Below are 12,375 nucleotides of genomic sequence, written 5' to 3'. Positions count from 1 at the left end.
AGCCAGGAGGTTTCTAACAGATGAGAATGACGAGCCTTAAAATGAAAAAGATCCTTGACGAGCGCTTGGATCATGAGAATTACCACCGTTCCTACAATCGTGACCAGGACACTTACCGCGTTGAATGGAAAGAAACACATAAGGGCATGTCCATTAAATTGCCAAGTGTCATTGCCAAGTATAATGAACGAGGCGAAATGGCAATCGATGAACTTGTGGAGCATGTTACAGAAGCTTTGCGCATCATGAATGAGGAACATGAACTGACGGGGATGGAAAAACATATTTTCCCGGTAATTCGTGCAACTTCTTTTCCGACTGAAACAAAGTCTGGTGCCAAGCTCGTAACAACAGAGCATACAGCCGAGACACGAATCTTCTATGCACTTGACCTTGGTAAGTCATACCGGTTGATCGATAAAGAGATGCTTGTCAAAGAGGACTGGACACAAGAGCATATTGAGCAAATCGCGAAGTTCAATGCCCGTTCCCTTGATACAAGTTATCGTACAGATACAGTCGCTGATAATGAGTTCCACTTTGTTGCTCATCAGGATGGCTATGACGCAACCCGTATTCTGAATGAGTCATTCTTGGAAGAAATGCTTGCGAACGCACAAGGTGAACTGGCAGTCGCAGTCCCGCATCAAGATGTACTTATTTTCGCGGATATCCGGAATAAGGCGGGATATGACATTTTAGCCCAGATGACGATGAAATTTTTCGCGGAAGGCAGAATTCCAATCACATCCCTGCCATTTATTTATGAAAACAAAACACTTGAACCGGTGTTTATCTTGGCAAAAAACAGGAGAACTGAAGATTGAAAGAGAGCTGAAAAGTTAATGAACGTATTTTATAATCGTGAAGGTGTCGGCGATGTGCTGATTATTCCTTTCAAAGATGGCAATCGTGAAGAAATTAAGACGGAGCGTACAGGTGACGTCGCCAAAATTACTGATCATGACGGTGAGCTTCTAGGCTATAACCTGTTCAACGCTTCCAAATATGTAGAGCTTGATGGCAAAGGGCAAATTGCTTTGGATGAGGACAAGCTGTCAAAAATTCAACAGGCTTTCAAAGACAATGGTGTTAAAGACAAGCTTGAAGCAGATTTTTCACCCAAGTTCGTTGTCGGTTATGTGAAGGACAAGCAACCTCATGAGAATGCGGATAAGCTCAGTGTTTGCCAAGTTGACCTCGGCGACAAGACGGTCCAAATCGTATGTGGTGCACCGAATGTGGACGCTGGACAGAAAGTTGTTGTCGCGAAGGTTGGCGCAGTTATGCCAAGCGGGCTAATCATCAAACCAGCTGAACTCAGAGGTGTCCCATCAAATGGCATGATCTGCTCACAAAAAGAACTAGGCATGAAAGATGCACCAAAAGAAAAAGGAATTTACGTACTTGATGAGTCCGCAGAAGTCGGCTCACCATTTGAATTGTAAAAGAAGAATAAATGCAGGCATACTGTTTGAAACAGTGTGCCTGCATTTTTGCATTCATGGGGTTTCTCCCAAAAAGACTGCATATTGCCATGAAAACTGGTAAAATACAAGGTAGCAATTGGCTTTGTCCATTGCAAAATCTGTTTCATTAAGAACAATACAGTCTGAGGTGCAAATTCAAGTGAGCAATCTATGGGATAAGTGGAAATCAAAAATAAAAAACGTATTTACATATGAAGAAGAGATTATTGAAGAAGAAATTGAGTACATTGAAAATCGATTGGAACAAAAAGCTGTTCAATCATCAGCTCCTATAAAAAAAGAACCGGCCCCCCGTTATAATCACAATGAAGCTGCAACAAAGAGTACGATTCGCATGACTTATCAATATCCGGAGAACAGTCCATACAAGCCACTACCGGATCCGCGTGCAGATGAACTGCCGCGTCGAGGGGAACGTCATTCGCTAATAGAAAAAGAGACGATTCAAGAAGAACCGATATACCAGGTAACGGCAAAGAGAAGAAGGAACACAAGACAAATAGAAAGTCAGGTTGAACATTTCGATCCAATTGATTCTTTTGAGAGAACTGAGAGACATGAGAGACCTGATAGAGCGGAAAGGCCGAGAAAGGCATATGAAAGCGTTGGGAAGGTGGAGGTTGGTAAAAGACCATTTCAACCTACTGAGGTACCGTCGCCGATTTATGGATTCCATCCTCGCAATGAAGGAGACGGCCTACCTGCTTTCATGCATCCAGACAATACAAAGACTGGATTGAATGAAGAGCGGAATATTGAACAATTGTCAAAACTGCCCCTAGAAGATCAACCGTTAGATGCTGAATCGCATGAATATGAAAAGATGAATCCAATTCATTCTTCATTGAACAAGGTTAACGACAAACTGGAACAAGAGATGGCAGTGGATCCAGTTGTGGAAATACCAAGCTCGATCGAAGAAGAACGCCCGTCTGTCATATCTGAACAAAGACGTGAGCGAAAAGCCCTAAGAACTGAATCTAAAGTAGAGCAAGAAACAGCTGCAACTGAGGCTCCATTTAATGTCATTATGAACGATACGGATAAAATACACCAAGCTCATAAGCAGTACAAACGTGAGCAGGAAGTGAAAGAACGTTTTAAGCAAATTGTAAGTGAGGCAAATCAGATTCCTGAAAATATGAGCAAAAAAGGGCCAGAAATTAATTTTGAAAAAGAAACAGCTAGAAATCCTTTGCCATTCCACTTGCTGAATGATCCGGAGCCCACAAACGATGAGGACAGCATATGGGTGGAAGAACAGAAGAATCTTCTGGAGCAGACACTTGCTCATTTCAATGTAAAAGGTGTAGTGGTTAATGCAACACAAGGACCGTCTGTCACAAAGTTCGAAGTACAGATAGAGCTTGGTGTCAAAGTAAGCAAAGTGAAAAATTTGAGTGATGACTTGAAATTAAGCCTCGCAGCTAAGGATATTCGTATTGAGGCGCCAATTCCTGGGAAAAACACAATCGGTATAGAAGTTCCAAATCCTCATGCACAGATGGTTGGACTTCAACAAATATTTGAGAGCAGTGAATTCCAGGGGAGTGAATCTCCGCTTTCTATTGGACTCGGTTTGAATATTGAAGGAAAGCCGATTGTTACGAATATCCAGAAGATGCCTCACGGACTCATTGCTGGAGCCACAGGATCCGGGAAAAGTGTCTGCATCAACACGATTTTGATCAGTCTTATCTATAAAGCAAGCCATGAAGATGTGCGTCTATTGCTAATTGATCCAAAAATGGTCGAGCTTGCACCATATAATGGTGTGCCGCATCTCGTTTCTCCAGTTATTACAGATGTGAAGGCAGCTACTGCTGCACTGAAATGGGCGGTCGCTGAAATGGAAGATCGCTATGAACGTTTTGTTAAAGAAGGAGTACGGGATATTTCACGCTACAATGATAAAGTCCTGAAACAGGGAAGACCTTCTGACAAGATGCCATTCCTCGTCATCGTTATTGATGAGCTTGCCGATCTGATGATGGTATCACCGCAAGACGTCGAGGATTCCATTTGCCGTATTGCACAGAAGGCACGCGCATGCGGTATTCATCTTCTGCTCGCGACACAGCGTCCTTCAGTAGATGTTATTACTGGGTTGATTAAAGCGAATATCCCGACACGTATCGCTTTCAGTGTATCTTCTCAGGTCGACTCTCGTACAATCATCGATACAAATGGAGCGGAGAGACTGCTTGGCAAAGGGGACATGCTCTTCCTTGAAAACGGCTCGGGAAGCACGGTGCGCATTCAGGGTGCTTTCGTATCTGATGATGAAATTGAACGTGTGGCGAATTATGCACGTAATGAGGCTCCAGCGAATTACCTCTTTGAGCAGGAGGAGTTGCTTGCTAGAGTGCAAGTCGATGAAGAATCGGATGAATTGCTTGAAGAAGCGATTGAATTTGTCATTGAACAGAACAATGCAAGTACATCGATGCTTCAGCGTCATTTCCGTATTGGCTATAACCGTGCAGCACGATTAATCGATACACTTGAACAAAGAGGAATCATTAATCAGCAAAATGGCAGCAAACCGCGTGATGTGCTTGTATCCAAGGCACAACTTGAAGAGATGATGAAATAGTAGTCATAGGGGCGGAGAATCTGATTCTCCGCCCTGTAAAATAACTGAAATAATTGAAATTTTAAGACATACGATACTAAGGAGAAACAAGATGAAAGAAATAGAGAAAAAACTTCAGGGTGAAATTAGTCGATTGACGAATGCGACTTTTAAGTTCGATGAGCGGGTTGAAGATGGCTGGTTTTCCGCAGTCTACTTCTTGAAGACTAAGGAAATTGCAGAGGCGAAGTTACCAGATAATCAGGTGACGATGCAATTTTTCCAGAGAACGGGAAATGCGGTGCTGTGCGGTACAGATGAGGCGATTGCACTCTTACATACTTTTGCAAAAGACCCGGAAACGTTGGAGATTAAATCATTGAAAGACGGGGATAAAATAAAGCCTTTTGAGTCTGTGCTGACAATTACAGGAGCCTATCAGCAATTCGCTTTCCTTGAAGGAATCATTGACGGCATATTGGCACGGAGGACGTCAGTTGCAACGAATGTTTACAATGTTGTTAAAGCAGCCCGCATTTCTGGCACACAGAAGCCGATCATTTTCATGGGTGACCGTGATGACCATTTCACACAGCAGGCAGGGGACGGCTATGCTGCATTCATTGGCGGTTCGACAGCCCAGGCAACGCATGCAATGAACGAATGGTGGGGCAAACGCGGAATGGGGACTATGCCACACGCACTGATTCAAATGTTCGGAGGCGATGTCGTCAAGGCGACAAGAGCTTATGCAGAGACGTTCCCGGAAGATGATCTGATCGCACTCGTTGATTATAATAATGATGTTGTCACGGATTCACTTCGTGTTGCCAGGGAATTTGGCAGCGAACTGAAGGGAGTTCGTCTTGATACATCTGGCACAATGGTCGATAAATATTTCATGCGCAACAGCCATTTGATGGGAACTTTCGACCCGCGTGGTGTCAACCCAGAGCTGATTTTTGCACTGCGTAAGGCACTTGATGATGAAGGTTTCCACCATGTGAAGATCTTTGTTAGCGGCGGATTTACTGAAGAACGCATCCGAGAGTATGAAGAACGCGAGGTGCCCGTTGATATGTATGGCGTAGGACGGAATCTGTTGCGTATCAATATTGGATTTACTGGAGACAATGTTCTTTTGAACGGGAAACCTCAAGCGAAGGATGGCAGAAGATTTAGACCGAATTCAAGATTAGAACCAGTTGAATTCGTACGCTGATCCGCTCTGCGTATGCCGCTGTTCCCCTAAATATATTTTTTTGTTATAATAAAGGAATAGCTATACCTGTTTGGCTTTGTTTTTACATATCGATTTGGAGGTTCTTTTATGACAACATACCATTTCATTGGTATAAAGGGGACTGGTATGAGTGCCCTTGCACAGATTTTGCATGATTCTGGAGAAACTGTGCAAGGCTCCGATATTGAGAAGCGCTTCTTTACACAGGAAGCACTGGAGCAAAAGCATATTCCCATTTATCCTTTTTCGGCGGACAACATCAAAGAAGGCTTGACGATCATTGCAGGGAACGCTTTTCCGGATGACCATATTGAAATCAAAAAAGCAAAAGAAAAAAACCTGACATTTTATAGATATCATGAATTTCTTGGCGAATGGCTCAAGCAGTATACAAGTATTGCGGTGACTGGTGCTCATGGCAAGACTTCTACTACAGGGCTCCTTTCCCATGTTCTAGGGGAAACGTATCCAATCTCCTGTCTAATTGGCGATGGTACAGGCAAAGGTAGCATTGACAGTAAATATTTCGTTTTTGAAGCGTGTGAATACAGGCGCCACTTCCTGAAATATGAACCTGACTATGCAATCATGACGAATATTGACTTTGACCATCCGGACTATTTCACAAGTATTGATGATGTGTTCAGCGCATTTCAATCAATGGCTGACCAGGTGAAAAAAGGAATTATCGCATGTGGTGATGATGAGCAACTTCAGCAGATTACTGCTAAAGTGCCAGTCGTCTATTACGGATTTGGCCAGGGAAATGACTTCCAGGCTCAGAATGTACATGAAACAGCTGAAGGAACAGAGTTTGATGTATTTGTCCGAAACACTTACTACGATACATTCACAATCCCGCTCTATGGAAGCCATAGTGTGCTGAATGCGCTTGCGGTCATTGCAATTTGCCATTATGAAGACATCCCGGCAGAGAGCATTCGCAAGATGGCAACATTCAAAGGTGTGAAGCGACGTTTCGCTGAAAAGAAAGTCGGCAGTCGTGTAATTGTAGACGATTATGCCCATCACCCGAAAGAAATCATCGCAACAATTGACTCTGCAAGGAAGAAGTATCCTGAAAAAGAAGTTGTAGCGATTTTCCAACCGCATACTTTCACAAGAACGAAGGCGTTTCTTCAGGAATTCGCTGACAGCTTGAAACTTGCTGACCATGTATATCTTTGTGATATCTTTGGCTCTGCACGTGAAGAAAGCGGCATGCTCACAATTAACGATCTTCAGGCATTGATTCCGGAAAGCAATTTCTTGGATTTGGAAGAGACGGACACTTTGAACAAACATGAGAATGCTGTCCTTCTATTCATGGGGGCAGGCGATGTTCAGAAGTTCGAACGAGCTTTCCAGGAACAGCTTGCGAGCACTGGTCTCAACGGTTAATAATCCTTTGAAAGCATCCATAATTATATGGGTGCTTTTTTTATTTTTCAAAAAAAGGTTTTTTCCAATTGATGGCGAAATGTTATGATGGGGGAAGGTCGGGAAAGTGCAAGAAGAGTTTGCTGTTCGGAGAATGAGGTTTTATATTCAACCTAAGAGGGTATCAAAAGCAGAACAGTGATTTTCCAGCGTCCCGCCAATAGACACAGTTTAGATCCAACAGGAGAAGGAGCGTACATAATGGAAAATCTGCTTTATATCAGTGCTTTTATCGTAGCACTGGCTATCGTGCTGTTCGTCGTTTATTTGGCTGCAGTGCTAGTAGCCGTGAAGCGCACATTGAACAGCGTTGCTGGCACACTTGAGAATGTGCAGGAACAAATGAAGGGTATTACTGCTGAGACGGAGGAGCTGCTTAATCGGACAAATCGGCTGGCAGAAGATATAGAAGTTAAGACTGCTAAGCTTAATCCGGTTTTCGATGGCTTGAAAGAGACAGGTGGAACGATCAGTGAGCTGAATAATTCCATTAGAAATCTCGCGGCCCGTTTCTCTGCTGCTACAGCAGTTGCCGAGAATGAAAAAGCTGTTCAGGCTGCCAAGTGGGTCACTTCGTTTGTTAGAGCTTCCCGAAAAAGAAAAGATACATAAGGAGGATTCTTTAAATGTCTGACAACAACAATATTAACAGTAAAGATTTTATTATTGGTACACTAATTGGTAGTTTCATTGGTGCGACAGTTGCACTATTCGTTGCACCAAAAACTGGCCGTGAATTGCGCCGTGATCTGAATCAGGGAGCACTTCAATTGAAAGACCGCGCATCTGACTGGAAGGCTATTGCCCAGGATAAAGGTGCAGATTTGAAAGATAAAGCTTATGCAACAGGTGCTGACTGGAAGCAGAAGGCCGTTGATTCAGCGAGTTCAATTACAAAGACAGTATCAAAGAAGGCCCAGTCTGGAACTGACGCTGTTCAAGAAAAAGTTGATAAAAACAAGAAAAAGGCAGATGCCGCTCTTCAAGCAGCCAAAGATGCAGCTTCCGAAGCTGAAAAGTCAGCCGACCAGGTAAATAAATAATAATAGTACAAAGACCGCACAGTATTTAATCTGTGCGGTCTTTTTATTCTGAAACAATCCAATTGATCGCGAGCTGATCTCCTGCTTGAACAGGAGAGTCAAAGGCAGCTTTTTCGTTATTGATTGTCAGTTCAAATCTGCCCGAAGCTTTTGTCAAGTCGACATCAACATAGCGAAAAACATCTTGAAAGATAAACGGAGTTTCAATCTTCTTAGTCAACTTCAATTCATCCTCATGATAAACTCTTTCTTCAAATGCCAATAAGTCTTCTTCACGCCGGATCTCCACTTTTTGCTCTTTCAAGTGAACTGGTTTTCCATCAAAGAAAATGTCCAGCTCTCTCCAAGGTTCATGACCTAGAGCTTGCAGTACATCCAGTACGGATGTAGTATCTTTATCATAAAATCCTTCAGCATTTATAACATCAATTCTATCACCGATCTGAACTATATCACTATTCTGGGCAGCTCTATCATTCAAAAGATACTGTCTTCCTTTACCATTAGAAAGTTGAACCATCTGGTCATTCACGAAAACTGTTACGGATGATGAAACCTCTGCTTCTAATTCACCCATAAATTTTTTTAAATCACCAATTGTACGTACGTGATTGAAAGTTATTGCATCTCCGTCTTGCAATATATCTTCCGGTTGGGCAGGGCGTCCGTTAATCATAAGTTCCTGTTTAATATGCGTTTGTTCGCCATTTACAATAAGATCGAGGCCGTCGGTATTGTTAATGACTTCTTTTAACATGTGTTTCGCATTCTCGCCGTTTTGTCCTTGCCGAATTTCAATGTAATCACCGTTCTGTATGATTGCTGAAGAAGTGACCTGTTTTCCATTCAGCAACAGACGTGGAGCACGGCCAAGTGAACCGGCAACTGTCCTTGGCTTGCCATTTACTGTTATAATCTTGCCTTCTCCCGGCTTCCCATAAAACTTTCCAAGCTCAATACCTGCTTGTACAAGACAGTCACCGACAGTAAGGTCACGCATTTCAAACATGCGTACAGGCTTGTCATTTACATGTACCGTTATGTAGTGGACCGGCTTCTCTTCTCCGGCAATTGCAATTCCGACAGGCGTGACAAAATCTGGACCGTCAGTAAGTTTATCAGCATTACGCAAATTTTGAATAGCGCTCACAGATCTGACAGCGACGCGATTTTCCGGCAAATTCAGTTTTTCGGCAACGAGAGCAGGAAGGCCTGGTGTCAGACTGCCTCCACCAATCATCATGACGGCTCGAGGTGGCTCACCATTTAGTGAAAGAATCTCTTTTGTAATGGCATCAGCCAGATGTTCAGATGCTGGTGCTATCGTCTTCATGAACTCATCAAGTTCCACGGTCGTCTCAAAGCCGAGAATGTCAGCGACGGTTGCTTCACCGTGGGCACTAATAGAGCGCTTCATTTCTTCTGCGAGGGGATAATCGAGTAAATAGGCGTCGCTAATTCTTTCAGTAATTTCATCCCCTGCTATTGGAACCATCCCGTATGCGGATACTGTTCCATCCTCGGTGATTGCAATATCACTCGTACCAGCACCTATATCAACAAGTGCGACATTAAGACGGCGCATGGATTCCGGTACAAGTACTCGGATTGCAGCAATCGGCTCTAATGTCAGCGCTGCAAGTTCTAAATCGGCTCGTTCCAATGCTGCAAGCAGAGATTCAACGACAACCTTTGGAAGAAATGTCGCTATGACTTCAGCTTCAGCAATGTTACCGACCTGGTCGATGAGAGAACCAATTCTTTCACCATCGAGTCTATATTCAACAATAGAATATCCGACACAATAGTAACCAAGTTGGGCACCATCTTCTTCAACAAGTGCTTGCTGAGCCTGAAAGATTGCACTAAATTCGAGATCTGTAATCATTGCTGCATTTGAGAGTGCGTTTTTGAGCGGAAGGGAGGCGCTGGCTCTCTTCGTTTTCAAAGACCGTCCTGCAGCTGCGGCATAGACTTTTTTAAGACTGCCTTCTCCGTTCTCCAAAGTTTGCTTTACTCTATTAACAATTTCTGCGACTTGAAGAACGTCATGAATCTGCCCATCAAGCATTGCACGCTCTTCATGCTCCTCTGTGTGGCAGGCCGCGACCGAATAGTCTTTTCCTTCCTTTTCAAGCAGGATGCCAGTCACAGTACGGGTGCCGATATCCAGGGCAAAAATCTGCTCATTCATTTGCTATTTTCCTCTCATTTGATTATGATGTAATGAAACTTTCATAACCAACTTGCTAAATTTGGTCTCCCTACATAATAACTTAGTGGTGACAAAGAATAAATAATTAGCTATAATTGTGTATAAAATTAAAAAGATTTAAACCAAGGGGGCATACGGATATGAGTCAAACTGAATTGGACAGACTGCGTGACCAGCTGGATGAGGTGAACCTCAAGTTGCTGGAACAGATTAACCACCGCGCCGAGATCGTTCAGGAAATCGGTAAAGTCAAAGAAAAGCAGAGCACTCAACAGCGATTTGACCCAGTGCGCGAACGCGATATGCTGAACAAAATCATTGAGAACAACAATGGCCCTTTTGTAAATTCTACAATTGAACATATTTTCAAGGAAATCTTCAAGGCCAGCCTTGAACTGCAGAAGGATGATCACAGCAAGGCATTGCTTGTATCACGTAAGAAAAAGCCAGAAGATACGATTATCGATATTAAAGGCGAACGCATTGGCGATGGAGATGTGCATTTCGTATTCGGCCCTTGTTCTGTTGAAAGCTACGAGCAAGTTGATACAGTTGCTGAGTCGATTGCAGCGAAAGGATTCAAATTGCTTCGCGGCGGTGCCTTCAAGCCACGTACTTCTCCTTATGACTTCCAAGGTCTTGGAATAGAAGGGCTTGAGATTCTGCGCAAAGTAGCAGACAAGCATGATCTCGCTGTAGTCAGTGAAATTGTTAACCCTGCACATATTGAGCAGGCGCTTGATTATGTAGATGTTATCCAAATCGGAGCGCGCAATATGCAAAACTTCGAATTGCTTAAAGCTGCCGGAGATGTGAACAAACCAGTGCTTTTGAAGCGTGGCCTTTCTGCAACAATTGCTGAATTCATCAGTGCTGCAGAATATATCATTTCGCGTGGTAATGGCAATATCATCCTTTGTGAGCGCGGAATCCGCACTTACGAAAAAGCGACAAGAAACACACTTGATATTTCAGCTGTTCCAATTCTTAAGCAGGAGACACATCTTCCAGTCATGGTCGATGTTACTCATTCAACTGGACGCCGTGATTTGCTTATTCCGACTGCCAAAGCTGCAATCGCTATTGGTGCAGATGGCGTTATGGCAGAGGTGCATCCGGATCCGGCAGTTGCTCTTTCCGATGCAGCTCAGCAGATGGATATTCCGCAGTTTGACAACTTTGTTAAAGAGCTGGCGAAATTCCGTAAAGTATACGCGTAAAAGATTTGTCAAAGAAGTTGAACATTTTGTGAAATGGAGCCTTTCATTAATGAAAGGCTCCATTTTTCGCTTTTTAAGCCGGAAGTCATATGATATAGTGAAATGGTGAACAATATATGTAAAAAGGTCCGGAGGTAAGGCCGTAATGACTATAACAATATATGACGTGGCACGTGAAGCAGGTGTGTCAATGGCAACGGTTTCGCGAGTTGTCAATGGCAATCCAAACGTAAAGCCTACAACTAGAAAAAAAGTACTTGATACGATTGAGCGGCTCGGTTACCGTCCAAATGCCGTGGCACGCGGTTTAGCAAGCAAGAAGACGACGACTGTCGGGGCGATTATTCCCGATATATCCAGTATGTTCTTTGCCGATCTTGCCCGCGGAATTGAAGATATTGCTACGATGTACAAATATAACATTATCCTGGCAAATTCAGATCGCAATAAAGATAAAGAGCTGCAGCTTATTAACACAATGTTAGAGAAACAGGTAGACGGCATTTTGTTCATGGGTGGAGAAATAACAGAAGAACATATCCGCCAGCTGACGAGCAGTTCAGTGCCTGTCGTACTATCTTCCACATATGATGAAACCAATACTATCCCTTCAGTCAATATCGATAATAAAAAAGCAGCTTATGAAGCGACAAAATTCCTCATTGAGCAAGGCAACAACAATGTTGCATTCATCTATGGACATGATGAAACACCAATTAGCCGCTTTAAGTTTGAAGGTTATAAACAGGCTCTTGCAGAATTCAATTTCACACTCAATCAGGATTTCATCGTAAATGTTGATTACTCCTATGATTCTGGAATCAAAGCTGTCCGGCAGCTGCTGTCACTTGACCGCAAACCGACATGTGTCTTTGTCGCCTCTGATGAAATGGCATTGGGTGTCATCCATGGAGCACAGGACATGGGATACAGGGTTCCTGAAGATCTTGAAGTGTTCGGCTTTAACAACACAAGACTCGCAACAATGGTAAGACCGACGCTTTCGACAATTGTACAACCTATGTATGATATCGGAGCTGTTTCGATGCGACTTTTGACAAAATTCATGAACAATGAAACGGTTGAAGAAAAGAAGATTATTCTGCCGCATCGAATTATTGAAAGAGATTCAACAAAGCTCCCTTAAAA

10 protein-coding genes are annotated in these 12,375 nt (G+C 43.2%); 9 read left to right on the top strand and 1 reads right to left on the bottom strand.

Annotation, left to right across the window (positions count from 1 at the left end; genetic code table 11):
- Positions 1–20 precede the first annotated feature (20 nt).
- The 7 genes from QR721_RS09230 to QR721_RS09200 all read left to right on the top strand — a co-directional run bounded on the left by QR721_RS09230 (position 21) and on the right by QR721_RS09200 (position 7,791).
- Positions 21–827: a DUF1444 domain-containing protein gene (locus QR721_RS09230; RefSeq protein ID WP_348026220.1), complete on the top strand. Its 807-nt coding sequence runs from the start codon at positions 21–23 to the stop codon at positions 825–827.
- 18 nt (positions 828–845) lie between these two features.
- Entirely contained in the window at positions 846–1,448 is a 603-nt protein-coding gene (gene ytpR / locus QR721_RS09225) for a YtpR family tRNA-binding protein (protein WP_348026218.1), read from the top strand.
- 181 nt (positions 1,449–1,629) lie between these two features.
- Positions 1,630–4,086, top strand: a complete 2,457-nt coding sequence (locus tag QR721_RS09220; RefSeq protein ID WP_348026216.1) for a DNA translocase FtsK — start codon at positions 1,630–1,632, stop codon at positions 4,084–4,086.
- 91 nt (positions 4,087–4,177) lie between these two features.
- A complete protein-coding gene (locus QR721_RS09215; RefSeq protein WP_348026214.1) occupies positions 4,178–5,287 on the top strand; it encodes a nicotinate phosphoribosyltransferase in 1,110 nt (369 codons plus the stop codon).
- A 108-nt stretch (positions 5,288–5,395) separates the two neighbouring features.
- Positions 5,396–6,709 (top strand): UDP-N-acetylmuramate--L-alanine ligase, encoded by a 1,314-nt coding sequence (gene murC / locus QR721_RS09210; RefSeq protein WP_348026212.1) that lies wholly within the window; start codon positions 5,396–5,398, stop codon positions 6,707–6,709.
- 240 nt (positions 6,710–6,949) lie between these two features.
- Positions 6,950–7,360, top strand: coding sequence for a DUF948 domain-containing protein (locus QR721_RS09205; protein ID WP_348026210.1), 411 nt, complete (start codon positions 6,950–6,952; stop codon positions 7,358–7,360).
- 14 nt (positions 7,361–7,374) lie between these two features.
- Positions 7,375–7,791, top strand: a complete 417-nt coding sequence (locus tag QR721_RS09200; protein WP_348026208.1) for a YtxH domain-containing protein — start codon at positions 7,375–7,377, stop codon at positions 7,789–7,791.
- Positions 7,792–7,834: 43 nt separating this feature from the next.
- Here QR721_RS09200 and pilM read toward each other — a convergent pair whose 3' ends face one another.
- Positions 7,835–9,985: a pilus assembly protein PilM gene (pilM, locus tag QR721_RS09195; RefSeq protein WP_348026206.1), complete on the bottom strand. Its 2,151-nt coding sequence runs from the start codon at positions 9,983–9,985 to the stop codon at positions 7,835–7,837.
- A 161-nt stretch (positions 9,986–10,146) separates the two neighbouring features.
- Here pilM and QR721_RS09190 point away from each other — a divergent pair, with 161 nt between their 5' ends.
- Both QR721_RS09190 and ccpA read left to right on the top strand, forming a co-directional pair.
- Positions 10,147–11,226 (top strand): bifunctional 3-deoxy-7-phosphoheptulonate synthase/chorismate mutase, encoded by a 1,080-nt coding sequence (locus QR721_RS09190; RefSeq protein ID WP_348026204.1) that lies wholly within the window; start codon positions 10,147–10,149, stop codon positions 11,224–11,226.
- Between the two features lie 145 nt (positions 11,227–11,371).
- A complete protein-coding gene (gene ccpA / locus QR721_RS09185) occupies positions 11,372–12,373 on the top strand; it encodes a catabolite control protein A (protein WP_348026202.1) in 1,002 nt (333 codons plus the stop codon).
- The last annotated feature ends 2 nt before the right edge of the window (positions 12,374–12,375 follow it).

The sequence above is a fragment of the Aciduricibacillus chroicocephali genome, assembly GCF_030762805.1.
Classification (GTDB): Bacteria; Bacillota; Bacilli; order Bacillales; family Amphibacillaceae; genus Aciduricibacillus; species Aciduricibacillus chroicocephali.
The sequence above is the reverse complement of the archived record's forward strand: the minus strand, read 5'-3'. Positions and strand labels throughout refer to the sequence as shown.

What these genes read in the sequence shown, in the direction of transcription:
- murC (WP_348026212.1), top strand. Translation starts at nt 5,396, where the DNA reads ATGACAACATACCATTTCATTGGTATAAAGGGGACTGGTATGAGTGCC.
- pilM (WP_348026206.1), bottom strand. Translation starts at nt 9,985, where the DNA reads ATGAATGAGCAGATTTTTGCCCTGGATATCGGCACCCGTACTGTGACT.
- QR721_RS09190 (WP_348026204.1), top strand. Translation starts at nt 10,147, where the DNA reads ATGAGTCAAACTGAATTGGACAGACTGCGTGACCAGCTGGATGAGGTG.
- ytpR (WP_348026218.1), top strand. Translation starts at nt 846, where the DNA reads ATGAACGTATTTTATAATCGTGAAGGTGTCGGCGATGTGCTGATTATT.
- QR721_RS09230 (WP_348026220.1), top strand. Translation starts at nt 21, where the DNA reads ATGAGAATGACGAGCCTTAAAATGAAAAAGATCCTTGACGAGCGCTTG.
- QR721_RS09215 (WP_348026214.1), top strand. Translation starts at nt 4,178, where the DNA reads ATGAAAGAAATAGAGAAAAAACTTCAGGGTGAAATTAGTCGATTGACG.
- QR721_RS09200 (WP_348026208.1), top strand. Translation starts at nt 7,375, where the DNA reads ATGTCTGACAACAACAATATTAACAGTAAAGATTTTATTATTGGTACA.
- QR721_RS09205 (WP_348026210.1), top strand. Translation starts at nt 6,950, where the DNA reads ATGGAAAATCTGCTTTATATCAGTGCTTTTATCGTAGCACTGGCTATC.
- ccpA (WP_348026202.1), top strand. Translation starts at nt 11,372, where the DNA reads ATGACTATAACAATATATGACGTGGCACGTGAAGCAGGTGTGTCAATG.